Genomic DNA, 23,310 nt, shown 5'->3' with positions numbered 1-23,310 from the left:
TCAAGCAGTCTGAACTCCTCTTCCGATTTTGTCGCATCCTCATCATAGGTGAGTTCGACGGTCGCGTAACCGGTCGCCTGGTCGCTCTTTACCACCCAGGATGAGAGACACTGGCTCTCGAGGCTGACGGGGTGGTAGCGGCCACGGACGCCGTTTCGGACGAGTCCAGTACGTGAACCGGCCAGGATACTCCGTCCCGTCCGGCACGACTGCGTAACCCCGCCCACCGCAGGTGACAGTTATTACTATCGTGCGAGTGAACGTCCGACTATGGGAGTCGATTACTCGAGGCTACACGACCCGAACGCCGAGTACACGATGCGGGACCTCTCGGCGGAGACGATGGGAGTCACGAGCGAGCGCGGCGGCGGGCGCGACGTCGAGATCACTGACGTCCAGACGACGATGGTCGACGGCAACTTCCCGTGGACCCTCGTGCGGATCTACACGGACGCGGGGATCGTCGGCACCGGCGAGGCCTACTGGGGGGCCGGCGCGCCGGAACTGATCGAGCGGATGAAACCCTTCCTGCAGGGGGAGAACCCACTCGATATCGATCGGCTGACCGAACACCTCGTCCAGAAGATGTCCGGCGAGGGCTCGATCGGCGGCGTCACGGTCACCGCGATTTCGGGCATCGAGGTTGCCCTGCACGATCTGGCCGGCAAGATCCTCGAGGTGCCGGCCTACCAGCTGCTGGGCGGCAAGTACCGCGACGAGGTTCGGGTTTACTGTGACTGCCATACAGAAGAGGAGGCGGATCCGATCGCCTGTGCGGACGAGGCCGAGCGCGTCGTCGAGGAATTGGGCTACGACGCCCTGAAGTTCGACCTCGACGTGCCCAGCGGCCACGAGAAAGACCGCGCGAACCGCCACCTCCGGGCCCCCGAAATCGAACACAAAGCCTCGATCGTCGAGGCGGTCACCGAGCGCGTCGGTTCCCGGGCCGACGTGGCCTTCGACTGCCACTGGAGCTTCTCCGGCGGCAGCGCCAAGCGGCTCGCGAAGCGCTTGGAGGAGTACGACGTCTGGTGGCTCGAGGACCCCGTGCCGCCGGAGAACCACGACGTGCAACGCGAAATCACGCAGTCGACGACGACGCCGATCACCGTCGGCGAGAACGTCTACCGGAAACACGGCCAGCGCCGCCTGCTCGAGGAGCAGGCGGTAGACATCATCGCGCCCGACATGCCGAAGGTCGGCGGGATGCGCGAAACCCGCAAGATCGCCGATCTGGCGGACATGTACTACGTGCCGGTCGCGATGCACAACGTCGCCTCGCCGGTCGCGACGGTCGCCAGCGCCCACGTCGGCGCGGCCATCTCGAACGCCCTGGCCGTCGAGTACCACTCCTACGAACTCGGCTGGTGGGAGGACTTGGTCGAGGAGACGGTCATCGAGGACGGCTCCATCGAAATTCCCGAGGAGCCCGGCCTGGGCGTCACGCTCGATATGGACGCCGTCGCGGAACACGCGGTCGAGGGAGAGGTTCTCTTCGACGAGGCCTGACCCTGCTGTTCGGAGCCGATCGGCTGCCCCTGCCGGCTCCCGTTTTATGTCGATCGTCGGGGTGGCTACCCGCGTGCCATCGAACGAACGGACGCGACGACGGTTCTTGCGGACGGCTGGAACGATCAGCACCATCGCGGCGCTGGGCCTCGGCGGGGCGGGAACCGGCGCTGCACAGGACGACGGCGACTCGAGCGCGTCGGGGAACGGTCCCAACGTCGACAGCGAGTACGCGGCGGTGTACGAGGCGGCGATCGACTCCGTCGTACTGGTGTCCGTCGCCGGGATGGGCGCGCCAGACGGTGGTGGTCGAGGCGGGATCGGTACCGGATTCGTCCTCGAGAACGGATACGTCCTGACGAACAACCACGTCGTCGAGGCTGCCGGTGAGGGTGAGATCGAACTCCAGTTCAACAACGGCGAGTGGCGGACGGCCGCCGTCGTCGGCACCGACATCTACAGCGATCTCGCCGTCCTCGAGGTCGAGACGGTCCCCGACGTTGCCGACGGCCTCTCGCTGGCCGATGCGGAGCCGGTGATCGGCCAGGAGGTACTCGCGATCGGCAATCCGTTGGGGCTCGATGCCTCCGTCTCGCAGGGGATCGTCAGCGGACTCGATCGGGCGCTCCCCAGTCCGACCGGGTTCTCGATTCCGGCCGCGATCCAGACCGACGCGCCGATCAACCCCGGTAACAGCGGCGGGCCGCTCGTGAGCCTCGACAACGAGGTACTGGGCATCGTCTTCGCCGGGGCCGGACAGACCATCGGCTTCGCGATCTCCGCGCAACTGGCGATCCGAGTCGTCCCCGCACTAATCGAGGACGGCAGCTACGAGCATCCGTACATGGGGGTCGGGGTCCAGCCGGTCGGGCCGAGCATCGCCGAGGAGATCGGTCTCGAGGACGCGATCGGCGTATTGGTCGCCGAGGTCGTCCCGGACTCCCCCGCTGACGGCGTCCTCGAGCCGGCAGCGACGGGACGGCCCGGGACCGGCGACGTGATCGTCGCCATCGAGGGGACGTCGATCCCCACGCAGGACCAACTCTCCTCGTATCTCGCGCTCGAGGCGTCGCCGGACGAGACGGTCGACGTCGAGATCGTCCGCGACGGCGAGCGGGAAACTGTCGAACTGACGCTTGGCTTCCGGCCGGAGCCGGAACGGCAGCGGCCCCCGATTCCGGGCGGTCCGGGTCCGGGCGAGCGACCGCCGGGCCCCCGGCCCTGACTGCTATCGGTTGCCATCGTAACCCCCGGTTCGAGTCGTGGTGACTGCCAGTTCCGAACCGCTCGCGTCACGGTCGGCGAGTCGTCCGGCGTCACTCCGCCTCGGCGTCTCCCTCCGCTTCCTCGAGGGTCTCCGCGTCCTCGCGAGGCGCGTTCTGCGTCCCGAGGGCACCGTCGCCGTCGTCGACCTCGTCGGGATCACGGTCGATCCGCTCGAGTTCGTCTTCGATTTCGGCTTCCCGTTCGGCCTCGTACTCGTCGGTTCTGTCGGTATCGTCTTCGGCCATGCGGCGGCGCTTGGGGGACGAGCGGTTTGGACGCGGGGCCGTCGAGTGCAACGTCGATAGCTGCTTCGAGTCGGCCCGCTGAGCGGGGGCGATCGTGGCAACCCTTCGGCTGACACGAAAGACAGATAAAAGACCCCGCGCTGTGAATAGACAGATATGGACGTTCCCTACGACCTCACCTCGTACGTTCGGGTGTTGAAAATGGCGACGACACCCACGACCGAGGAGTTCCTCCAAGTGTCGAAGATCGCCGGTGCGGGGATCTTCCTGGTTGGCCTCGTCGGCTTCATCATCGGCGCGATTATGCTGTTCATCTCGGGCGGTGGTGGCATCTAATGGGGATCTACGCTGTCAAAACGACGGCGAGTCAGGAACGAACCGTCGCCGACATGATCATCAACCGCGAGGAGCCGGAGATCCACGCGGCGCTGGCCCCCGACTCGCTGACCTCCTACGTGATGGTCGAAGCCGAGGGCAACGCCGTCCTCAACCGTGTCCTCGAGGACATTCCCCACGCCCGCAGCATCGTCCCCGGCGAGTCAGACATTTCCGAAGTCGAACACTTCCTCTCGCCGAAGCCGGACGTCGAGGGGATCGCCGAGGGCGACATCGTCGAACTCATCGCCGGGCCGTTCAAAGGCGAGAAGGCACAGGTCCAGCGCATCGACGAGGGCAAGGATCAGGTGACCGTCGAACTGTACGAGGCGACGGTTCCGATTCCGGTGACGGTTCGGGGCGACCAGATTCGCGTGCTGGATTCCGACGAGCGATAGCGAGTTGGTTCGCTCGGCGCTCGCTCCGCTCGCGCCGAGGGCGTTTTCTACTACATTTTGCGAGGAGCGGTAACCACGGATGTGGCTGTCTACGGCCTTCCGACATCGCGATAAAACCGGGCCAGTGGTATCCCTCGTCACTCCAGCCCGGAGATTCAGCGGGTCGCGAAACCGACCAGCAGTGGATCGAGACGAAACGACCGGTGCCGGTCGTCCGCCCTCACATAAACACGCTCAGTTCCGAAGATAAAGCGGTAACGACGGACACGAGAATGGGATTGTCGTTCGCTACCACAACGCGAACGATAACTGATGACTCACGAGAAACACACGGATTCGACTGCGGGGAACAGCGAGACGACGACGCTCTCGCGGCGGCGAATGCTGCGGACGACGGCGGCAACGGTCGTCGCCGGGACCGGGTTGAGCGTCGCGTCGGGGTCGGTCGCGGCCGACACCGACGAGATCATGGAGGTCGACTTCCGGTATGGGACGCCCAGCATCGACGATGCACCCCAGAACGAGGACGAGGTGGTGTTCAACGTCCACGGCTATACGGGATCGTCGGCCAGCGTCAGCGAGGCCGCGACCTTCCAACAGACCGCCAGAGATCTCGGCTATACCGAGACCGTAACTGCGGTCACGTGGGACGACAGCGGCCTCCCCTGGTCGGCCGAAGCGAGCGCTCGAGACACCGGCGACGCCTTCGCCGCTTGGCTCGGCGACTACACGAACGCGAATCCGAACACGACGATCCGCATCCTCGGCCACTCGATGGGCGGGATCGTCCAGATGGAGACGCTCGCGGCCATCGGCGGCGCGTTCACGGTCGAGACGGCGGACAGCATCGGCTCCTACGAGGTGGACGACGCCCCCTGTGAGAGCGGGGACTTCTACGATGCCATCGAGTCCTCGGCCGGCGCGGTCCACAACTACTACTCGACTAACGACAGCATCGCCCGACTCGGGAGCGGGCCGGCCGACTGCGGCGGCTGGTTCTCCGACGGGGAGACGGCGAGCAACTACGCCGATGTCGACGTGAGCGACGCCGTCCCCGACCACACCTCCTACAAGGAGAGTTCCGGCTGCGTCTCGGCGATTATCGACAACTACTGACGGTGCTGTAACCCGACGCGAGCGGCCGACGAGAGGGAGGACGCCACGGCAGGGACAACGACTGTCGTTACCGCTTCAGTTCGTTCGCGATCGTTTTCATGTCCGCGACCGATTCGATCTCCTCGAGCAACTCCTCGCGTTCACGGACCGCTTCGGAGCTGGCACCGTAGGCGCGGACGTACTCGGCGCGGCTATGTTCGGTGAAGGCGTGTCGGATCGCGAGGTAACCGTCGGGGACGACGGTGCCACAGACCTTACACTCGCGGCGCTGGTGTTCCGTCGCCTGATGGACGACGGCCGACTCGACGTCTTCGAAGACCGATCCACAGCCGTCGATTCCGCATTCCCAGGCCATTCGATACCGGAACTCGCACGGCCGCCCTAATCATCCTTTCGCAGCCGAGCCCATCGGTCGGAAGACAGGTGGCCGAGCGGCCGCCGAATCAGAATTCATAACTCGGCTGTCCCGAAAGTGGGGGGCGTGATCGAGGAGTGACGTACCGAGTCGACCCCCACGTGAAGGTGCTGACCGATCGCGTCGTCGAGCGGGCAAAACGGGCCGGTCTCGACGCGATCGTCTACGCACCGCATTTCACACGGCTTCCGGAGGTCCGCGAGCGGGCGGCGGCCTATTCCGACGACGACTTGCTGGTGATCCCCGCCCGCGAGGTGTTCACCGGAACGTGGCGGAACCGCAAACACGTCCTCGCGCTGGGCCTCGAGGAGCCGGTTCCCGATTTCATCCCGCTCGAGACGGCGATGGCCGAGTTCGATCGCCAGGGGGCGACGGTACTCGTCCCGCATCCGGAGTTTGCGAACGTGAGCCTTGCCGAGGCGGATCTGCGCCGGTACGCCGACGTGATCGACGCCATCGAGATCTTCAACCCGCGACACTTCCCGTGGGATAACCGACGTGCCCGCGACCTCGCCGACTCCCTCTCGCTGCCACCCTTCACGTCGTCGTACGCACACCTCCCGCGGTCCGTCGGGGTCGCCCACACCGCCCTCGAGGCCGCGATCGAGACGGAAGCCGACCTCCTCGAGGCGTTCGACGACGGGGTCGCTCGCCGCGTGATCTACGACGACGGGCCGTATCGCTGGTCGACGACCGCTTCGGAACTCGGCAATCTCGTCTACGAGAACACCTGGGAGAAGGTCGACCGGCTCTTCCTCTCGGGAACCGAGCCGACCCATCCACAGCATATCGCCTACGACGGGCGGTTTGACGACGCCGCCGTCTATTAGTACCGCCCGGACCGCATGCCGCCCGCCATCGATGCTCGAGCCGGTGGTTTGACGTGCGAACGTGTGCCAGTACCTCCCACGATGATCTCGAGTCCCCGTCTCGCCGCGTCGTCGTTCGACCGGGAACCCAGTACCACCGTCGTCGTCGGTGATCGGCGGTGAGGGACTTCTCGAACCACGCCACGGATCGCCCGGCGGGTCACGACGTCGCGATCACCGGAATCGAATCGGCGGTCGTCGACGGAAACTTCGAGTGGAACCTCGTGAAAGTCCACACGGACGCGGGCGTGACGGGGATCGGCGAGGCCTATCGCGGTGGCGGCGTCCCGGAGCTGATCGAGTACGCGAACCGGTTTCTGGTCGGCGAGAACCCGCTGGACGTCGAACGGCTGTTCCGGCGCATCGTGCAGGAGACGTCGGGCCACGGCGGGACGACGGGAAAAGTCGTCACCGCCGCCTCGGGCATCGAGATCGCGCTCTGGGACGCCGCCGGGAAGATCCTGGACCTACCGGTCTACCAATTGCTGGGTTCGCGCTATCGCGATCGGGTCCGGCTCTACTGCGACTGCCACGCCGGCGAGGCCTACGCGGTCGACGACGGCGGGTTCACCGAGTACGCCGACGCGGACGCCTACACCCCCGAGGCCTACGCCGCCGAAGCCGAGCGCGTCGTCGACATGGGCTTCGACGCGATCAAGTTCGACCTCGACATGGAACGGGACAACGAGCCCGATCCCTATAATGGCCGGCTCACCAACGCCGCGATCGACCACAAAGTCTCGGTCGTCGAAGCCGTCCGCGACGCCGTCGGACGCGAGATCGATCTCGCCTTCGACTGCCACTGGGACTACACCGTCGAGAGCGCCGTCCGCCTCGCCCGCACACTCGAGCCCTACGACCTCATGTGGCTCGAGGACCTCGTCCCGCCGGAGGAGACCGACGCCCAGCGGGAAGTCGCCCGGCGGACCGAGACGCCGCTGGCAACGGGCGAGAACCGCTTTCGTATCCACGAACTGAGCGACCTGCTCGACGACTACGCAGTCGACGTGATCACGCCCGACCCGACCACCTGCGGCGGCCTCGCCGAGTCCAAACGGATCGCCCAGCGCGCCGAGGAGCGCTACATTCCGTTCTCGCCGCACAACGTCTGTAGCCCCGTCGGTACGATGGCCTGTGTCCACCTCTGTGCCGCCGTCCCCAACGCCGACGTGCTGGAATATCACGCCCTCGAGGTGGACTGGTGGGACGACCTGCTCGCACGCAAAGGGCCGCTCATCGAGGACGGCTACATCGACGTGCCGACCGAGCCGGGGCTGGGGATCGAACTGGACGAGGACGTTCTCGAGGCGCATCTGTTGCCCGGGACCGACGGGTTCGACTGAGCGGCACGCAGTCGTCATCCGTTCCCCTAAATGGAATGCAATTTTCATTTAAATGGCGTTCGGAATATGCGTTCAGCATAGGTAAACAATATCGCGCAGGAGACGTGATTCAGCCACCAGTTGAGACGACGCTCGTGCAAGATGCAGGGGTGAGGGTTTGCGAGGTGCGACGTCAGGACTCGCGCCACTTGTGGCCACACTCGATGCAGGTTAACAGCCGAACCTCGTAGGAACCGCCCGGCTTCGGCATCATCTCGGAGTAGGCCTGTTCGCTGTCACAGTCGTCCGCTGGACAGGGCTCCTGCATCGTCTCGGCGGAGGCTTGGGTCGCGTCGGCCACGTCGGGTGCCCCATCGTCTTGCTGCCCCTCCCGGGTCGCCATCGCCGCTTCCGCTTGCGAGTCCCGCGGTTCCTCGTTCTCGCAAGAGCGACACACCCACGTGTCGCCCTCCGTGTGCATCATCGAACCACACCCGTCGCAGAATTGCATCGTGAACGAATCTACGCACGTGCCAGATATAGGTTTTCAGTTCGACGCCGTTCAGAAACCAGCGAACTGTACCAAGCGATTCGATCACTCGATTCCATTCCGAACGGCGAACCCGTACTACTGCGCCCCGTCGGCGTCGCCCACCCTCGAGAGCGTCTCCGCGACCCGGTCCCAATGACTCCCCTGCCAGAAGTATTGGCCGCAGTCCCGACAGACCCAGCTCTCGAGGTCCGACGGATCGGGCGCGTACTCCGGCGTCGACGCGCTTGGATCGACCGACTCGAGCGGGCCGTTACACCGTCCGCAGAACGCGGGGTCGTCGGCCAGCGTGAGATCGACGCCCGCGTCGTCGAGTTCGGCGAGTTGTGCTTCGACGTCGCGGCTCTCGAGGAGGATCGACTCGTCGGCGCGGGCCGCGAGGGCGACGCCTCGCGTGACGACGGTTCGGTCCTCGTCTCGGGCGACGGCGAGGAGATCGTCGTCGGCCTCGAGGCCGCGGTCGCCGGCGTAGGCGGTGTCGTGGTTACACATCCGCAGATAGGCACGGAGCCCGCCGCACATGAGATCGAGGAGAAGTCGCATGGCGGTTCAGAAGACGTATCAGTGGAGGAACTGCCGTAACTCGGCGAGTTCCCAGGCGTTGATCACGTCGTCGGGCTCGGCCCAGCCGCGCCGCGCGGTGTGGACGCCCCAGCGCATGTACTCGAGCGTCGCGGGCCGGTGGGCGTCGGTGTTGACCGCGATCACCGCGCCCTCGTCGATGGCCGCCTGCACGGCGCTGCCCCAGAGATCCAGCCGCCGGGGATTGCTGTTGACCTCGAGGGCGGTGTCGTGGTCGGCGGCGGCCGCCCCGAGCGCGGTCGCGTCGAACTCGAGGCCGGAGCGCTCGTTGAGCAGGCGGCCGCTGGGGTGGCCAAGCACGTCGATCGTCGGGTTCTCGACGGCGCGGACGAGCCGCTCGGTCGCGGTCTCGGCGTCCTGACTCAGGGCGCTGTGGGTCGAGGCGACGATCACGTCCAGCGCGTCGATCACGTCGTCGGAGAGGTCGATCTCGCCCGCGGCGTCGACGTTGGCCTCGATCCCCGCGAAGACCTCGATTTCGGCGTCGTCGCCGACCGCGCGAATTTCCTCGACCTGTTCGAGGATCTCGTCGTCGGCGAGGCCCATATCGCCGACGACGCCCGGTCCCTCGGCGTGGTCGGCGATGCCGAAGTAGTCGTAGCCCCGCTCGGCGGCGGCCTCGACCATCGCCTCGATCGAGGTGTTGCCGTCGGACCACTCGGTGTGGGTATGCAGGTCGCCGCGGATATCGCCGCGCTCGAGCAGGGCCGGTAACACGTCGTTCTCGGCGGCGTCGATCTCGCCGCGATCGGTCCGGAGTTCGGGCGGGATCCACGCAAGCCCGAGCGCCTCGTACATGCCCGCCTCGGTCTCACCCGCGACGCGGTCGCCGACGCGCTGGCCCGCTTCGTGGTCTTCCACGTCGCTGACGTCGAAGGCCCCGTACTCGTTCAACTTCATCCCGCGGTCGATCGCGTAGTTGCGCAGGGCGACGTTGTGGTCCTTGCTCCCCGTGAAGTACTGCAGCGCCGAGCCGAACTCCGCGGGGACGACGACCCGCAGGTCGACACGGCTCTCGCCGACGCGGACGCTTGCCTTCTCGGGGCCGGATTCGATCTCGTCGTCGACCGACTCCCACGAAACGAACTGCTCGACGACCGCCTCGCCGTCTTCGGTCGCCGCGAGGACGTCCACGTCGCCGATCGTCTCGCGCCACCGGCGGATCGAACCCGCGACTTCACACCGCTCGACTGCCTCGAGGCCCTCGAGGTACGCGAGGACGTCGTCAGCAAGCGGCCGGGCCTCACCCAGGAGCTGGCGCTGGCCGACCGTTCGGGCGAACTCGAGGTTCTCGAGGATGTTCGCCTCGGTTTTGGGACCGAAGCCCTTGACGTCCTGTATCTCGCCCGCTTCGGCGGCGTCCTCAAGGTCGTCCAGCGTCTCGACCCCGAGTTCCCGATACAGCTTCCCGGCGGTCTTCGGACCGACGCCCTCGATGCGGGTGATGTCGGCGATGTCGATCGGCAGCTCGGCCCGCAGTTCCGCGAGTTCCTCGATCTCGCCGGTCTCGACGTACTCGACGATCTTCGACGAGATGGCGTCGCCGACGCCGTCGATGTTTTCGAGGACTTCACGATCGCCGTCCGCGACTCGGTCCGCGATCGGCGAGGGATGGGCCCGGACGTTCTCGGCCGCGCGCCGGTAGGCGCGGGGCTTGTACTCGACGTCGTCGGCCTCGAGCAGGTCGGCGAACTCCTCGAATCGGGCCGCGATCTCGGCGTTGGTCGTCATCGGCCCCTCCGGGAGGCCCCGTCGTCCTCCCGACCCAGCGCCTTCTTCAGGAAGGACATCCAGCGCTTGCGGTCCTGGGCCTGCTTGGCCCGTTGCTCGCGCTCGAGATCCGTCGGGCCGAGGCTCTCGAGGGCGTTCAACGCCCGGTCGATGCCGATGATGCTCTGGGCGAGTGCCTCGCCTTCCTCGCGGGTGATCGCGCCCTCCTCGATCCGCTCGAGTCGCTCGAGCCGCTCGCGTCGCAGGTTCCGCTTGGCCTGTTCGACGCGATCGCGTTCGCCGGACGGCACCGTCTCGCGGCGCTTGATCTCGAAGACGAAGGTCCGGAGATCGATCTCCTCGCCTTGGACCGAGATCGTCTCCGGGATGTCCGCGCCGACGGTCGCGCCCTCGCGCTCGACGCGCTCGAGCAGTTGCTTGCGCTCGTACTCTTGCACACCGGAACGTGGGGGATGGGGAGGCAAAAATGTACAGTCCGCTCGGATGGGTGTGCGCGCTGACAGCGACCGTGAACGGTGCCGAATCAGGTCACCGATATCGGTCTTCGACCCTCGTCGTGGTACCCTAGTCCCAGATGCGAGCGGAGACGATCGCAAAGACGGTGAGTATCACATACCCAACGGCGGTGACGTATGCGAACCACAGCACTCCGTCCATCGCAGTCACGACGCCGTCTCCGTAGTTGAACAGCGTCAAGAGGCCGCCGAGTACGAGAGCCAGAACTCCGCGACTGTAATTCACGAGGTCGGCGTCGATAATATCATCCATTGTTGTTAGTATACTGTTGTCGTTTCTTTAGGTGGTGCCGACTGTCTTCAGTACGCTTCGTCTGTTCCGGCCGCCGTTTGAGTCCCCGTTTTCGTCTTTCATTGCATAATATAATCATGTGTCGAAACATATGGGAATATCTTAAATTATAATATATAATTATCTCCGCCGGACACGTTACCCTAGGCGAGATTCGTGTTCCTCGCGGCACTCCGGTTTCCAGCAATAGTTCGTCTCGAGTCACCGACATTCGAACGCTTCTGGTCGTGGTGTGCATCGGCCGGGTGACCCCCGTCCAGACGATGGCCGAGTGCATACCGGGACGCGAATATTGACTCTGATACCACCTCGTTCCCGGCGACACTTCGGTACAGATCTCTCAGGGAGCGGGACTCGGAGAGAAATGGCGGCTAAACCCCAAATCCCTTAGCGACGCCGCACATACCCCCGATCAATGGCGAAGTGCGACGTGTGTGGGAACGACGAAAACATGCCGTATAACTGTCGTCACTGCGGCGGCACCTACTGTGGCGACCATCGGCTGCCCGAGAACCACGACTGCTCGGGACTCGAGAACTGGAACGACCCGCAGGGCGTCTTCGACAGCGGGTTCGACGACAGCGTCGGCTCCGGCGGGGGGACGTCCCGGGCCTCCGGGATCATGGACAAACTCCCGATCGACACTGGCCCGGGCGGCCCGCTGGCGTACTTCCGCGGGAACATGACCTACACGTTCTTGCTTCTGATCTGGGTCACCTACGCCCTCCAGATTTTCACACTCCTCATCAGCGGTCTGGAACTCCATCAGTCGCTGTTCGTCCTCTCGTCCCAGCATCCGGAGTACGTCTGGACGTGGGTCACGTCTGTCTTCTCCCACTCGCCGTTCCTCCTCCCCGATGGGAGCTTCTTGCACATCGTCGGGAACAGCATCGTGATATTCTTCTTCGGGCCGCTCGTCGAGCGGTACGTCGGCTCGCGGAACTTCGCGGCCCTGTTCATCGTCAGCGGCGTCCTCGCCGGCCTCGGCCAGATCGCGATCTCCGTCGCCCAAGGGAGTCCGACCGCCGTTCTCGGAGCCAGCGGCGCTGCCCTCGCGATCATGGGCGTCCTGACTGTCCTGAACCCCGGTCTGAAGGTCTATCTCTACTTCATCCTTCCCGTCCCAATCTGGCTGCTGACCGCCGGCTACGCCTTCATCAGCGTCTTCTTCCTCACCGGCGCGACCGGCGGCGGCGGTATCGCCCACGGCGCCCACCTCGTCGGCCTCGTGATCGGGCTCGCCTACGGCCAGTACGTCAAACAGAACCGCAACGTCAGCGCGCCCAGTCGCCTCGAGTTCGGCGGCGGCGGTGGCGGTCCCGGCGGGCCCGGTGGTCCGGGCGGGCCCGGCCGCGGCCGGTTCTGACGCCCGCACTCGCCCCAGGACCCTGTAACTGATTTTCGCCCGGCGTCTACCCCTGACCGAATGCACCAGCCCCGTCCCGACCTCGCTCCCGACGGCTCGCTCTCACGTGCGGAGATGGAGTCGCTCCAGCGAGAGATCGCTTCCGTCGCGACCTTCGAGGACGATCTGTCGTTCGATCCAGCCGTGCTGTCGAACCCGCTCGAGGCCGCGGCGAGCGGCGATGAGCAACCGGTCGTCGTCGGCGTCGATCAGTCGTTCCTGACGAACGAGGACGGCGAGCAGGACCGCGCCTTGAGCGCCGTCGTCGCGACCCGCGGCGGCGAGGTGATCGAGCGCGTCCACGCGGTGACCGACCTCGAGATCCCCTACATCCCCGGCCTGCTCTCCTTTCGCGAGGGGCGGCCGATCCTCGCGGCGCTCGAGGAACTGTCCGTCGAGCCCGACCTGTTCCTGTTCGACGGCAGCGGTCGGATTCACTTCCGGCAGGCCGGGATCGCGACCCACATCGGCGTGGTCCGGAACGTGCCAAGCGTCGGCGTCGCCAAGAGCCTGCTCTGTGGTACTCCACGTGAGAATACCGACGACCTCCTCGAGGGGACGACGATCGGTATCGAAGCGAACTCGAGGGTCGACGCGCCCGACGGTACCCTGCTGGGCTATGCGGTCCAGACGCGCCAGTACGACTCCCCGAACCGGTATATCAACCCGCTCTACGTCAGCCCCGGCCACCGCGTGGGCCCCGAGACGGCGGCCGACATCGCACTCGCGCTCTCCTCGTCGTACAAACTCCCAGAACCGGTCCGGCTCGCCGACAAGTACGCCGACGAGGCCAAGGGAGAGATCGATACGTAGCCGATTCGCCACTCCACCGGCGATTGCCTGCCGACCGTCCACCCGCGGCGGGTGGGACTGAAAGGGGCCGGGCCGATCGACGACGCACGACGACGGAAGCACCGCAGCGACCGTCGGGAGCGAGGAGCGCACCGAGGCGCGCGAGTCGATCGATCCGGGGGCTTTCAGGTCGTTTGCCGTCTCGAGGGGGTCGCTCGTCACCCCGTGATCGTCGCCGAATCCGAACAGTACGATCAGCGCGACAAACCATCGATACTTAGGTATCGTCGCACGAACCCGTCGCGTATGGCTACCGATGCGGACGTCGAGAGGACAGCCGACGATGGCGCCGACGGGACCGTCGTCGAGGACGACCCCGGCCGCGAGACCACCGTGGACGACGCGGGCCCCGCAGGCGACGAGGACCGCTACACGCGCAAGCAGTCGGTACTCATCACCGGCTGCTCGTCCGGCATCGGTCGCGCGACCGCCCGCGCCTTCCTCGACGACGACTGGCAGGTCTTCGCGACGGCGCGCAACGTCGACGACGTCGCCGACCTCGCGGACGAGGGCTGTGAGACCCTCGCGCTGGACGTCACCGACCCCGAACAGGTCGCCCGGACCGTCGAGGAAGTCGTCGACGTCGCCGGCTCGATCGATTGCGTCGTGAACAACGCCGGCTACGCCCAGATGGGCCCGCTCGAGGACGTCTCGACGAGCGACCTCCACCGACAGTTCGACGTCAACGTCTACGGCCCCCACCGGCTGACCCGCGCCGCCCTCCCGCACATGCGTGCCCAGGGAGAGGGCCGAATCGTCAACGTCTCGAGCGTCTCCGGCCGGATCTCGATGCCCGGCTCGGGCGCGTACTCCGGCTCGAAGTTCGCCCTCGAGGGGATGAGCGACGCACTGCGGGCCGAAGTCGACGAGTTCGACATCGACGTGGTGCTGATCGAACCCGGGCCGGTCGAGACGGCGTTTACGACCCGCGTCGACGAGGAACTTCCGGAGAACGAGCGAACGGCAGACTACGAGTCGCTGTACGAACTCTACGACGACGCCCAACTGATCGGCGGCGGTAGCGGCGGCCCCTTCGCCTCCGAACCCGAGGACGTCGCCGAGGCGATCCTCGAGTCGGCGACCAGCCCCGATCCGCCGGCCCGGTACCCGGTCGGTCCCCTCGCGCAGTACGGGCTGTACGCCCGGTTCCTCCCGGCCTCGATTCGCGACAAGCTCTACGGGCTGGTCCGCAAACTCGTCTGAGCCGCGGCTTCGCGGCCGCTAGGAGTCGTCGTATCGTTCCGCCGCCGACTCGAACCCCAGTTCCGACTGTTCGCGGCCCCGTCGCTGCTCGAGGGCGGCGATCGCCTCGGGGTCGGGCGCGGCGTCGTCGGTGATCCGCGCCCACGAATCGTGGACCTTCGAGTGGAACCAGCGACAGAGATAGACCGTGATCTCGTGAGAGAGGGTCTCGCCGTCGCGATCGTAGGAGAGGTGGTGTTCCTCGAGCAGCGGTCGCTCGTCGTCGTGGGCCATCCGCTTTTCCGCGAGGCCACAGCGAACGCACTCGCGATCGTGATTCCGCGACCGGAAGTGCGGGCAGTCGGCCCACGAGGGGTCGGACTCGGGGTCGACGACGGGACACTCGTAGTCCTCGGCAGCGCGCTCGCGGGCGAACTCGGGGTCGTGGTCGTAGTGATCGAAGGCGTACCGACACGTCCCCTCGCCGGTCAGGTAGTCACAGACGCCCGCGAACTCGTAGGGGTCGTCGACGCCGACCGAGGTTCCCTGCGGCGTTTTCTCCATCGTCGCCGGCACTAGGGCTCCGGGGATGTTGAATCGACCGCCCGCGTCCGAGGGAAGTCAGCCGTCGCCGTCGATGGGGTTTTGCCCCCGGCCCGCGTTACCGCCGGTCGTGCTTCCGACCGACGATCCCGACACCCTCCTCTCGACCGACGACGTCCTCGCGGCCGTCGACGCGATCGGCGACCGCGACCAGTTTGCGGTCGCGTACGCGGTGTACGCACACTCGGACGACGGCGTGACGGTTCCCGAGATCGCGGCCGAAACGGACGACGGGGAGGCGGCTATCGAACCCGCCATCGACGCGCTCGTCGACGGCGGCGTCCTCGCCGAGCGAATGCCCTGCCTCGTCGACCCGTCGGTCGACGGCCCCGAATACGAACTCTCCGAATTCGGCCGGCTCCTGCTCGAGGAGGGCGTGCTGGCGGCGTTCGACGCTGCAGCGACGGTCGCGGATCTCTATAGTAGCCACTGAAACGATTCACACACTGATCGCAACGCTGTCGTGCGATCAGGTGTGCAATGACTTTCAGTGGCTACTATAGGCGCGGCCCGAGACCTTTTTCTCGTCGCCGTTCGGACTCGAGGTCGTGCGACTCGTCCACGAGCCGGCGTCCGACGCCGACGACGAGATAGTCGAGGAGCGGACGGAAACGCTGGCGACGACGGTCGAGGTCGCGGACACGCTCGTGAGCCAGGCCCGCGGGCTCATGTTCCGGCGCTCGGTGCCCGACGACTACGCGCTCGCCTTTCGGTTCGACGACCCGGCGGTCCGGGACCTTCACATGCTGTTCGTGTTCTTTCCGATCGACGCCCTCTGGATAGAGGACGGAGTCGTCCAGCGCGTCGAGCGGCTCCGGCCGTGGCGGAGTTTCGCCCGCGCCCGAGCCGATCTCATCGTGGAACTGCCGGCCGGCAGCGCCGCGGGTGTCGAGGCCGGCGACCGGGTCCGCCTCGAGGACGCCGGCCCCGAGTCCGGAACCGGCGGTTTTAAGACACCGTGATACGTTGTGACGGGATACAATGGCACGCCATACGCCATCTGACGAGGATAGAGGAAGTCGGGGCGACCCGGCTGGGCGTGAAATTCTCCGACGAGTATAATCACCGTTCCGACGACAACACCCGCAGTTCCCGTAATTCACCACTCTTGCCTGTAACTCACTCACCCGAACAGACGATCGCATCGGACCGTACAGTACGCCTGCTTGATACGACGCTTCGCGACGGCGAGCAAGCGCCGGGCGTCTCGCTCTCGCCCGACGAGAAGGTCGAAATCGCCCGCTCGCTCGAGCGCGCGGGCGTCTCCGTCATCGAAGCCGGCAGCGCCTGTACCGGTGCGGGTGAGCGACAGGCCATCTCGCGGGTGACCGACCTCGATCTCGACGCCCGCGTCACCAGCTTCTGTCGCGGAATGAAAGGCGACATCGACCTCGCGCTCGAGTGTGATGTCGACGGGGTTCACATCGTCGTCCCCGCCAGCGATCGCCACGTCGAGGGCAAGGTCGGCACGTCCCGCGCGGACAACCTCGAAAACACCGCCGAACTGGTGGCCTACGCCAAAGAGAACGACCTCTGGGTCGAGGTCATCGGCGAGGACGGCTCGCGAGCGGATCTCGACTACCTCGAGGAACTCGCCGAGACGTCCTTCGAGGCCGGCGCGGACCGATTCTGTTTCGCCGACACCGTCGGCCACACCGGCCCCGAACACACCCACGAGGCCGTCTCCCGACTCGCCGACCTCGGTCCGGTGAGCGCCCACACCCACGATGACCTCGGGCTGGGCGTCACGAACGCGCTCGCGGCCGTCTCCGCGGGGGCCGACCTGGTCCACTGCACGGTCGACGGGCTCGGCGAACGCGCCGGCAACGTCGCCCTCGAAGAGGTCGCGATCGCGCTCGATCACGTCTACGACGTCGAAACGCTCGATCTCGAAGAGGTGTACGACCTCGCCCAGACCGTCGCCCGGGCGACGGGCGTCCAGCTCCCGCCGAACAAGGCCGTCATCGGCGAGAACGCCTTCACCCACGAGAGCGGCATCCACACCGACGGCACGCTCAAAGACGACAAGATGTACGAGCCCTACGCCCCTGAGACGGTCGGGCGCGAACGCCGGCTCGCGCTGGGCAAACACACCGGTCGCGCCGGCGTCAGGGCCGCGCTCGAGGAACACGACGTCGAGGCCGCCGACGACGAGGTCGCCGAGATCGCGACTCGCGTGACGGAACTGGGCGACCGTGGCCGCCGGGTCACCGACGCCGACCTGCTGGCGATCGCCGAGGACGTCACCGGGGACGACCGCGAGCGCGTCGTCGACCTCCTCGATCTCTCCGCCACCAGCGGCGGGGCGGTCCCGACCGCGAGCGTCCGCCTCGACGTCGACGGCGAGGAACGCGTCGCCAGCGGCACCGGCTCCGGCCCCGTCGACGCCGCCGTCTCCGCCGTCCGCGAGGCGCTGGGCTCGATGGCCGACGCCGAACTCGAGTCCTACCACGTCGACGCCGTCACTGGCGGCACCGACGCCGTCGTCACTGTCGAAGTCACGATGGTCCGCAATGACCGCTCGGTGACGGTCGCCCGCAGCGAGGCCGACATCACTCGTGCGAGCGTGAAAGCGATGGTCGACGCGCTCGATCGGCTGCTCGCGGCCGACCAGCAGCCGCTCGCACCGGCCGACGACTGAGGAGTTCGGTGGCCGACTCGGTTCTCGCGGTCCGATCCACCGGAGAGCGACGGCGTCGGCGCTGGCCTATCCCTGCCGGAACGGATCGCTCACGACGTTCCACGGGTCGAGCGCGTAGACGGCGGCCAGAAACAGAGCGACGGCGACGACGAACAGGCGAGCGACCGCGCTCGCAGACGTGGGCAGGCCGACCTCGAGGGTCGTCGCCATCACGATCGCGACCCCGATCCAGAGGCCCCCGACGATCAGTCGCTTTCGACGGTCCATAGTCGCCCGTTCGGCTCGAGTCGCTTGAATGCGTGGGGTTTCGAACGGCTCGGCCCCTGACTGCCGTCTCGATTGGGGTGAAAGGAGGTCAAGACGAGTCGATCGGCCCGAGGCCGATAGTCCGCTTCTCGAGGGCGTTCTGGCGCCTATTGAGCATGCCGACGTCCGCGTACGAGACCGGTCCGCGAACCTGCTCGGCTTCGGGCCCGGGTTCATGGCCGAGGTAGTCGACGTTCGGGTTCGTTCCGATATCCGCGAGCAACTCGAACTCGTTTTGGGGCGCGTTGACGTAATCCTCGAACAGTTCCTGTGCGACCTCTTCCGTGTCGGCGACCTGGACGTCCTGGCTCGGCCCCTCGAACTGGTCCGCCAGCAACCCGAGTTCCTCGCGAACCTGCTCGCTTTCGAGGACGAGGCCGGTGTCTTCGATCGCGCTGACGACCTCGAGGATGCCCGTTTCCTTGTCCGGGAGCGAATCGCCCGGCGGCGCTTCCTCCTCGTACTCCTCTTGGGTGATTTGGACCCCCGTCGCGAGCGCGATTCGCGTCCTCGTGAACTCGTCGACGGCATCGATGACCGCGTCTAAATTCCCGCTGACGCCCTCGAGCGACGACGAAACCGAATCCGCGGACGGAAGCTCCGCATTCAGGTTGATGATCGTTCGCGATCGAGCCGGGTTCTCCCTGTACCGTTCGGGATCGCTCGCGGGGTTGTTCTTGTCGCCGAACTGGATCACGTTCGGTGGGCAGGCGACCTCGCAGGCGACCGTGCCGACGTTGCCCTCGCCGAAGTTCCCGTCCTGACGGGCGGGGTCGAAGACGCACTTCGACATGACGCCGCGAGGGGCACGAGCGCTGACGCGCCGGTCGCGATAGTCGTAGACCATGTCGGCACTGAGTTCGTCCTCGTCGGTTTCCGGTTCCTCCCACTGGAAGTAGTTGACGCCGTACGGGCAGGCGACCTGACAGTACCGGCAGCCGATGCAGATGTCGTAGTCGGTCAGTACCATCCCACCCTTCTCGCGGGTATGACGGGCCGTCGTCGGACAGACCTTCTCGCAGGGCGCGTCGGTGCAGTGCTGACACGGGCGGACGAGGTAGTTGAACTCGTGGACGACCGGGTTGTCCCCACAGTCCTCGGGGTCGACGTCGACGGTGTCGGGATCCGGAGACTCGACCGAGCCGTCCTCGAAGGCGAGGACGTACATCCAGTTTGACCCCTGGTCCCAGTTGTGTTCCTGATTGCAAGCGGTCACGCAGGCGAGACAGCCGTCACAGTTCTCGAGGTCGATCGTCATCCCCCACTGGGTTCCCTCGTCTGCGTCCTGGACTTCTCCCGCCTCCTCGACGGCGGGCTCCGGCTCCTGTTGATCGACCGCGCCCCAGCCGAGACTCGCGAACCCCAGCCCGGCCCCGGTCTTTTTGAGCATCTCACGACGGGATCCGTCGCCGTTGGCGAATTCCAACAGCGTCGACCCGATCCCATCCTCGTTGCCGTCCGCATCGTCCGGGCTGGCGATCGGCCGTTCGTCCTCGCCGAACTCCGCGACCACGTCGTCGTGATATCGCTCGTGGAACTCCTCCTCCGAGAGTTCCCCCTTCGTGACCCGCATGGCGTCTCTCCCCATTTCCATGCCGAGTTCGGTGTCGTACTCGGTCTCGTCGAGCATCTCCTCGAGGTCGTCCTGCCACGACTCACCGAGGGGGTGAAACGCCTCGTCGTCCGAGGTGTCGTCGTCGAAACTCATCGTCCCCACCGGTCCGGTGTCGCTCGAGGTCCGTTCATTGTGGCTCGTGTTCCCACACCTATCACAAGTCCTCGCAAAGAGGCCCAGCCTGCAAATGACGGGACCGTCGGCGCCAGAGCGGAACATGTCGTACCCCTCCGCCGCCATCGGACGGTGCGACTCGAGAATTGAAGCGTCCAGTCAGCACGACTCGGCGGTGTCAGTTTGGACGACCGCAAATCGTCCGGAATCGTGTTGCAGCACCGAACATCGATTCGCGCCGCTACGCGGCGCTCATCGGTTTGTTGCTGTAAAAGCGCCGAGAGGGAGATTCGAACTCCCGTGTCCGTGAGGACAGCAGATTTCGAATCTGCCGCCTTGGCCGGGCTAGGCTATCTCGGCTCACTCCTCTCTACTCGAGAGACGTTTTTACCCGTTTCGATTTTTTCGCTCCGTGCGAACGGTTCGCCCGAGGGCGATGGCACCTCGAGCCGAGCGGCGTTACCCGGTGTTCTTCATCCCGGCCGCGATCCCCTTGACCGTCAGTCGCAGCGTTCGCTCCTCGATGTCGGTCCGGTGGGTCCGGTCGAGCAGGTAGACCTGAAGCATGTTCAGCGGGTCGACGTAGGGGTTTCGTCGCTCGAGGTTCTCGCCGAGCCAGTCGCGGGTGTGTAACTGTTCGCGCTGGCCGATTTCGGTGATCAACTCGCTTGCCCGCTCGTACTCGTCGGTCACCCGGGGGAAAAAGCGCTCCCGGAGGTCGTCGTCGGCCATTTCGGCGTAGCGCTCGGCGATCTCGAGTTCAGTACGCGAGAGCGAGAGCGCGGCGTTGTCGAGCGTGGTCCGGAAGAACGGCCACTCCTCGTACATCTCTTGGAGCGTCTCCATCGAGCCGCCGTCGTCTGCGTAGGCGTCGATTCCCGTCGCGAGCGCGTACCAGCCCGGGAGGATACACCGCGACTGGGTCCAGGAGAACACCCACGGGATCGCCCGCAGATCCTCGACCGTGCGCTCGCCGCTGCGGGAGGCCGGCCGCGAGCCCAGATCGAGATCTTCGATGACCGTGATCGGCGTCGCCTGCTCGAAGTAGCGGACGAACCCGTCGCTCTCCAAGAGGTCGCGGTACTCCCGGCGGGCGGCGTCGGCCATCGTTTCCATCGCGTCGACCCACTCCTCGGGGACCTCCTCTTCGGGCTGGTCCAGCGCCTGCTTGCGCGCCCGCAACTGGGCGTTGAGCATCTGTTCGATGTTGCGCTCGGCGATGCGGGGGTTGGCGTACTTCTCGGCAATGGCTTCGCCTTGCTCGGTGAACTTGACCTGCCCCGTGACCGTGGAGTTGGGCAGGGCCAGCAGCGCCTCGTTCATCGGGCCGCCGCCCCGCGAGATCGAGCCGCCGCGACCGTGGAACAGCCGCATCGTCACGTCGTGATCGTCGCAGATCTCGCCGAGCCGGCGCTGGTTCTTGTACAGCGACCAGTTGGCCGCGAGAAAGCCGTTCTCCTTGTTCGAGTCGGAGTACCCCAGCATGATCTCCTGGGTCCGCCCGCGGGCCGCCAGCGCCTGCGCGTAGGCCTCGTTCTCGAACAGCGTGCCCATGATCCGGCGGGCCCCCGAGAGGGCGTATTCGGTCTCCAAAAGCGGGACGATATCGAGCCCCGAGTGTTCGGGCAGGGAGACGACGCCGGCCTGGTCCGCGAGGAAGAGTACCTCGAGGACGTGGCTCGGCTCCTCGGTCATCGAGATGCAGTAGGTGTCGATCGCGTTGCTCCCGTACTCGGTCTGCCACGCCGCGAGGCGATCGAACAGGTCGAGGACTCGTGCCGATTCCTCGGAGAGGTCCGCCGTCCGCTCGAGGTCGATGACGGGCTCGTCCTGCAGGACCGCGTCGGTCAGGAACTCGACCCGCTCGTCCTCCGAGAGGCCGTGGTAGTCGATCTCCTCGGCCTCGAGGGCCTCGGCAATGGCGTCGGTGTGTTTCTGCTGGTGATCCCGCAGGTCCAGACTCGCCAGCGAGAAGCCGAAGGTCGCGACCCGCCGCCGGATCGGGTCGACGTGAGCGTCGACGACGCTTTCGGCCCCGTTGTCCCGGAGGCTCTCGGCGATGACCGCGAGGTCGTCGCGCAGGCCTTCGACCGTCTCGTAGCCGCCGGGGCGAACGTCGCCGACCCGGCGGAGTCGCTCGCGCATCAGCTTGAGCTTCTGTCGGTACGGCTCGTCGGGGTAGCGCTCCTCGGCCGTCCGAGCGGTCCCCGGCAGCCGCTCGCGATCTTCCTCGAGCGAGGCCTGAAACGCCGAGCCGGCGTCGATCCGGCTGCCGTCCTGGCTCAGGACTCCGGAGAGGCGTTTGAGCTGATCGCGGTACTGCTCTAAGACGACCGAACGCTGGCGCTCCAGGGTGTTCGCCGTGACCTCGGGGGTCACGTAGGGGTTGCCGTCGCGGTCGCTGCCGGCCCACGACCGAAACTCGAAGAGCTTCGGGATTTCGAGACTGCCGGGGACTTCCTCGTCGATCGCATCGGCGAGTTCGTCGTAGACCTCGCCGACCACGTCGAACAGCGTGTTCTCGAGGTACCACTGGACGTTGCGCGCCTCGTCTTCGGGTTCGGGCTGGCGATTGCGGACCTGCGGGGTCTGCCAGAGGCTCGTGACCTCCGCGTCGACGTCCCGCCAGACCTGCCCCTCCTCCTTGTCGGTCAGCAGCCGCTCGTCGACGGTCTCGAGCGACGTCGAAATCTCCCGCAGTTTGGACTTGACCGTCTTCCGGCGGGCCTCGGTCGGGTGGGCGGTAAACGTCGGCTCGATCAGGACGTCGTCGAGGACCTGCCGGACGGTCTCGACGTCGGCCTCGCCCAACTCGGCGGCCGCGGTCTCGAGGCTGTCCTCGAGGGTCCCCTCCTGAGACGCGGTCCGAATGGTCCGAACCCGCTCGCGTTCCTCAGCGAGGTTGATCAACTCGAAGTAGGTGGTAAACGCCCGGGCGACGATCCGTTGCTGGTGGGGCGACAGTCCCTCGAGTTCCGCGATCAGCGGCTCCCGGGACTCGAGGTCGCCCGACCGGTACTCGATCGCGGTCCGGCGACAGGACTCGACGGTCTCGAACGCGCGTCGGGAAGTCTGGTCCTCGAGGACGTCGCCGAGCAACGCCCCGAGTTCGCGGACGTCCTGGCGGACGTTCCTGTTGTGAAGTCGCATATCGTGTGGATGTGCGTGCCATAGTAAAAACCCCTAGCAGGAGTGCTACCCGACTCATACATCGTTTTCCGTGATAGTTACTGGCGGTGATGTTGGGCCGACGAGCGGCTCCTGCCGATCCGTTCGCTCGCCGGCCCAATCGCTATCGACACCACAACCAGGACCAGGAATGTTTACTATAAGTATAAATTATACCTCTAGCTGGTTGGTTTCGGCTGTACTATACGAACGACTGCGGCATTCAATTTCGAATAGCG

General features: G+C 66.1%; 24 protein-coding genes and 1 tRNA gene. 13 read left to right on the top strand and 12 right to left on the bottom strand.

What is annotated here, in order from left to right:
• Nucleotides 1-270 precede the first annotated feature (270 nt).
• Both NATPE_RS09640 and NATPE_RS09635 read left to right on the top strand, forming a co-directional pair.
• Nucleotides 271-1,509, top strand: a complete 1,239-nt coding sequence (locus NATPE_RS09640) for a mandelate racemase/muconate lactonizing enzyme family protein (RefSeq protein WP_006180670.1) — start codon at nucleotides 271-273, stop codon at nucleotides 1,507-1,509.
• A 46-nt stretch (nucleotides 1,510-1,555) separates the two neighbouring features.
• Nucleotides 1,556-2,734 carry a S1C family serine protease gene (locus tag NATPE_RS09635; protein ID WP_006180671.1) on the top strand — a complete coding sequence of 393 codons (1,179 nt, stop codon included), beginning with the start codon at nucleotides 1,556-1,558 and terminating at the stop codon, nucleotides 2,732-2,734.
• 91 nt (nucleotides 2,735-2,825) lie between these two features.
• Here the strand turns inward: NATPE_RS09635 and NATPE_RS09630 are convergent, their stop codons facing one another.
• Entirely contained in the window at nucleotides 2,826-3,020 is a 195-nt protein-coding gene (locus tag NATPE_RS09630; protein WP_006180672.1) for a hypothetical protein, read from the bottom strand.
• A gap of 156 nt (nucleotides 3,021-3,176) precedes the next feature.
• Here NATPE_RS09630 and NATPE_RS09625 point away from each other — a divergent pair, with 156 nt between their 5' ends.
• From NATPE_RS09625 to NATPE_RS09615, 3 genes are all read left to right on the top strand, one after another.
• Complete coding sequence (locus tag NATPE_RS09625; RefSeq protein ID WP_006180673.1) at nucleotides 3,177-3,356, top strand: protein translocase SEC61 complex subunit gamma; 180 nt, start codon at nucleotides 3,177-3,179, stop codon at nucleotides 3,354-3,356.
• Nucleotides 3,356-3,793 carry a transcription elongation factor Spt5 gene (locus tag NATPE_RS09620; RefSeq protein WP_006180674.1) on the top strand — a complete coding sequence of 146 codons (438 nt, stop codon included), beginning with the start codon at nucleotides 3,356-3,358 and terminating at the stop codon, nucleotides 3,791-3,793. Before NATPE_RS09625 ends, NATPE_RS09620 begins: the two co-directional genes overlap by 1 nt.
• A gap of 312 nt (nucleotides 3,794-4,105) precedes the next feature.
• On the top strand, nucleotides 4,106-4,909 hold the full coding sequence (locus NATPE_RS09615) for an alpha/beta hydrolase (RefSeq protein ID WP_006180675.1): 804 nt from the start codon (nucleotides 4,106-4,108) through the stop codon (nucleotides 4,907-4,909).
• Between the two features lie 67 nt (nucleotides 4,910-4,976).
• Here the strand turns inward: NATPE_RS09615 and NATPE_RS09610 are convergent, their stop codons facing one another.
• Nucleotides 4,977-5,264 (bottom strand): DUF7565 family protein, encoded by a 288-nt coding sequence (locus NATPE_RS09610; protein ID WP_006180676.1) that lies wholly within the window; start codon nucleotides 5,262-5,264, stop codon nucleotides 4,977-4,979.
• A gap of 137 nt (nucleotides 5,265-5,401) precedes the next feature.
• On the opposite strand from NATPE_RS09610, the gene NATPE_RS09605 reads away from it, so the two are divergent.
• Both NATPE_RS09605 and NATPE_RS09600 read left to right on the top strand, forming a co-directional pair.
• Nucleotides 5,402-6,154 (top strand): PHP domain-containing protein, encoded by a 753-nt coding sequence (locus tag NATPE_RS09605; RefSeq protein WP_006180677.1) that lies wholly within the window; start codon nucleotides 5,402-5,404, stop codon nucleotides 6,152-6,154.
• 158 nt (nucleotides 6,155-6,312) lie between these two features.
• Nucleotides 6,313-7,536, top strand: a complete 1,224-nt coding sequence (locus tag NATPE_RS09600; RefSeq protein WP_006180678.1) for a mandelate racemase/muconate lactonizing enzyme family protein — start codon at nucleotides 6,313-6,315, stop codon at nucleotides 7,534-7,536.
• A 172-nt stretch (nucleotides 7,537-7,708) separates the two neighbouring features.
• On the opposite strand, the gene NATPE_RS09595 is transcribed toward NATPE_RS09600, so the two are convergent.
• From NATPE_RS09595 to NATPE_RS09575, 5 genes are all read right to left on the bottom strand, one after another.
• Nucleotides 7,709-8,026, bottom strand: a complete 318-nt coding sequence (locus tag NATPE_RS09595; protein WP_006180679.1) for an RPA12/RPB9/RPC11 RNA polymerase family protein — start codon at nucleotides 8,024-8,026, stop codon at nucleotides 7,709-7,711.
• 117 nt (nucleotides 8,027-8,143) lie between these two features.
• Complete coding sequence (locus NATPE_RS09590) at nucleotides 8,144-8,608, bottom strand: Mut7-C RNAse domain-containing protein (RefSeq protein WP_006180680.1); 465 nt, start codon at nucleotides 8,606-8,608, stop codon at nucleotides 8,144-8,146.
• 18 nt (nucleotides 8,609-8,626) lie between these two features.
• On the bottom strand, nucleotides 8,627-10,378 hold the full coding sequence (gene polX, locus NATPE_RS09585; protein WP_006180681.1) for a DNA polymerase/3'-5' exonuclease PolX: 1,752 nt from the start codon (nucleotides 10,376-10,378) through the stop codon (nucleotides 8,627-8,629).
• Nucleotides 10,375-10,815: a DUF5788 family protein gene (locus NATPE_RS09580; RefSeq protein WP_006180682.1), complete on the bottom strand. Its 441-nt coding sequence runs from the start codon at nucleotides 10,813-10,815 to the stop codon at nucleotides 10,375-10,377. Before NATPE_RS09580 ends, polX begins: the two co-directional genes overlap by 4 nt.
• A gap of 127 nt (nucleotides 10,816-10,942) precedes the next feature.
• Nucleotides 10,943-11,146 carry a hypothetical protein gene (locus tag NATPE_RS09575; protein ID WP_006180683.1) on the bottom strand — a complete coding sequence of 68 codons (204 nt, stop codon included), beginning with the start codon at nucleotides 11,144-11,146 and terminating at the stop codon, nucleotides 10,943-10,945.
• A 454-nt stretch (nucleotides 11,147-11,600) separates the two neighbouring features.
• On the opposite strand from NATPE_RS09575, the gene NATPE_RS09570 reads away from it, so the two are divergent.
• From NATPE_RS09570 to NATPE_RS09560, 3 genes are all read left to right on the top strand, one after another.
• Complete coding sequence (locus NATPE_RS09570; protein WP_006180684.1) at nucleotides 11,601-12,551, top strand: rhomboid family intramembrane serine protease; 951 nt, start codon at nucleotides 11,601-11,603, stop codon at nucleotides 12,549-12,551.
• A 60-nt stretch (nucleotides 12,552-12,611) separates the two neighbouring features.
• Nucleotides 12,612-13,403 carry an endonuclease V gene (locus NATPE_RS09565; RefSeq protein ID WP_006180685.1) on the top strand — a complete coding sequence of 264 codons (792 nt, stop codon included), beginning with the start codon at nucleotides 12,612-12,614 and terminating at the stop codon, nucleotides 13,401-13,403.
• 285 nt (nucleotides 13,404-13,688) lie between these two features.
• Nucleotides 13,689-14,645, top strand: coding sequence for an SDR family oxidoreductase (locus tag NATPE_RS09560; protein WP_006180686.1), 957 nt, complete (start codon nucleotides 13,689-13,691; stop codon nucleotides 14,643-14,645).
• An 18-nt stretch (nucleotides 14,646-14,663) separates the two neighbouring features.
• On the opposite strand, the gene NATPE_RS09555 is transcribed toward NATPE_RS09560, so the two are convergent.
• Nucleotides 14,664-15,188 carry a DUF7097 family protein gene (locus NATPE_RS09555; protein WP_015298997.1) on the bottom strand — a complete coding sequence of 175 codons (525 nt, stop codon included), beginning with the start codon at nucleotides 15,186-15,188 and terminating at the stop codon, nucleotides 14,664-14,666.
• A gap of 109 nt (nucleotides 15,189-15,297) precedes the next feature.
• Between NATPE_RS09555 and NATPE_RS09550 the strand changes: the two genes are divergently transcribed.
• The 3 genes from NATPE_RS09550 (at nucleotide 15,298) to NATPE_RS09540 (ending at nucleotide 17,868) form a co-directional block, all read left to right on the top strand.
• Nucleotides 15,298-15,660, top strand: a complete 363-nt coding sequence (locus tag NATPE_RS09550; protein WP_006180688.1) for a hypothetical protein — start codon at nucleotides 15,298-15,300, stop codon at nucleotides 15,658-15,660.
• A 115-nt stretch (nucleotides 15,661-15,775) separates the two neighbouring features.
• A complete protein-coding gene (locus tag NATPE_RS09545; RefSeq protein ID WP_006180689.1) occupies nucleotides 15,776-16,189 on the top strand; it encodes a DUF192 domain-containing protein in 414 nt (137 codons plus the stop codon).
• Between the two features lie 77 nt (nucleotides 16,190-16,266).
• On the top strand, nucleotides 16,267-17,868 hold the full coding sequence (locus NATPE_RS09540; RefSeq protein ID WP_015298995.1) for a (R)-citramalate synthase: 1,602 nt from the start codon (nucleotides 16,267-16,269) through the stop codon (nucleotides 17,866-17,868).
• A 66-nt stretch (nucleotides 17,869-17,934) separates the two neighbouring features.
• On the opposite strand, the gene NATPE_RS09535 is transcribed toward NATPE_RS09540, so the two are convergent.
• The 4 genes from NATPE_RS09535 to ppc form a co-directional block, all read right to left on the bottom strand.
• A complete protein-coding gene (locus tag NATPE_RS09535) occupies nucleotides 17,935-18,135 on the bottom strand; it encodes a hypothetical protein (protein WP_006180691.1) in 201 nt (66 codons plus the stop codon).
• Between the two features lie 88 nt (nucleotides 18,136-18,223).
• Nucleotides 18,224-19,882 (bottom strand): 4Fe-4S ferredoxin N-terminal domain-containing protein, encoded by a 1,659-nt coding sequence (locus tag NATPE_RS09530; RefSeq protein ID WP_006180692.1) that lies wholly within the window; start codon nucleotides 19,880-19,882, stop codon nucleotides 18,224-18,226.
• 296 nt (nucleotides 19,883-20,178) lie between these two features.
• Nucleotides 20,179-20,263: transfer RNA gene (locus NATPE_RS09525), tRNA-Ser, on the bottom strand.
• 99 nt (nucleotides 20,264-20,362) lie between these two features.
• On the bottom strand, nucleotides 20,363-23,053 hold the full coding sequence (ppc, locus tag NATPE_RS09520; protein WP_006180693.1) for a phosphoenolpyruvate carboxylase: 2,691 nt from the start codon (nucleotides 23,051-23,053) through the stop codon (nucleotides 20,363-20,365).
• Nucleotides 23,054-23,310: the final 257 nt, after the last annotated feature.

It is taken from the genome of Natrinema pellirubrum DSM 15624 (assembly GCF_000230735.2).
Lineage (GTDB): Archaea > Halobacteriota > Halobacteria > Halobacteriales > Natrialbaceae > Natrinema > Natrinema pellirubrum.
This window is presented reverse-complemented; position numbering and strand designations above follow the sequence as displayed.

Coding starts and splice junctions, on each gene's coding strand:
- NATPE_RS09640 (WP_006180670.1), top strand. CDS start 271: ATGGGAGTCGATTACTCGAGGCTACACGACCCGAACGCCGAGTACACG.
- NATPE_RS09635 (WP_006180671.1), top strand. CDS start 1,556: ATGTCGATCGTCGGGGTGGCTACCCGCGTGCCATCGAACGAACGGACG.
- NATPE_RS09630 (WP_006180672.1), bottom strand. CDS start 3,020: ATGGCCGAAGACGATACCGACAGAACCGACGAGTACGAGGCCGAACGG.
- NATPE_RS09625 (WP_006180673.1), top strand. CDS start 3,177: ATGGACGTTCCCTACGACCTCACCTCGTACGTTCGGGTGTTGAAAATG.
- NATPE_RS09620 (WP_006180674.1), top strand. CDS start 3,356: ATGGGGATCTACGCTGTCAAAACGACGGCGAGTCAGGAACGAACCGTC.
- NATPE_RS09615 (WP_006180675.1), top strand. CDS start 4,106: ATGACTCACGAGAAACACACGGATTCGACTGCGGGGAACAGCGAGACG.
- NATPE_RS09610 (WP_006180676.1), bottom strand. CDS start 5,264: ATGGCCTGGGAATGCGGAATCGACGGCTGTGGATCGGTCTTCGAAGAC.
- NATPE_RS09595 (WP_006180679.1), bottom strand. CDS start 8,026: ATGCAATTCTGCGACGGGTGTGGTTCGATGATGCACACGGAGGGCGAC.
- NATPE_RS09590 (WP_006180680.1), bottom strand. CDS start 8,608: ATGCGACTTCTCCTCGATCTCATGTGCGGCGGGCTCCGTGCCTATCTG.
- polX (WP_006180681.1), bottom strand. CDS start 10,378: ATGACGACCAACGCCGAGATCGCGGCCCGATTCGAGGAGTTCGCCGAC.
- NATPE_RS09575 (WP_006180683.1), bottom strand. CDS start 11,146: ATGGATGATATTATCGACGCCGACCTCGTGAATTACAGTCGCGGAGTT.
- NATPE_RS09570 (WP_006180684.1), top strand. CDS start 11,601: ATGGCGAAGTGCGACGTGTGTGGGAACGACGAAAACATGCCGTATAAC.
- NATPE_RS09565 (WP_006180685.1), top strand. CDS start 12,612: ATGCACCAGCCCCGTCCCGACCTCGCTCCCGACGGCTCGCTCTCACGT.
- NATPE_RS09560 (WP_006180686.1), top strand. CDS start 13,689: ATGGCTACCGATGCGGACGTCGAGAGGACAGCCGACGATGGCGCCGAC.
- NATPE_RS09555 (WP_015298997.1), bottom strand. CDS start 15,188: ATGGAGAAAACGCCGCAGGGAACCTCGGTCGGCGTCGACGACCCCTAC.
- NATPE_RS09535 (WP_006180691.1), bottom strand. CDS start 18,135: ATGGACCGTCGAAAGCGACTGATCGTCGGGGGCCTCTGGATCGGGGTC.
- NATPE_RS09530 (WP_006180692.1), bottom strand. CDS start 19,882: ATGAGTTTCGACGACGACACCTCGGACGACGAGGCGTTTCACCCCCTC.
- ppc (WP_006180693.1), bottom strand. CDS start 23,053: ATGCGACTTCACAACAGGAACGTCCGCCAGGACGTCCGCGAACTCGGG.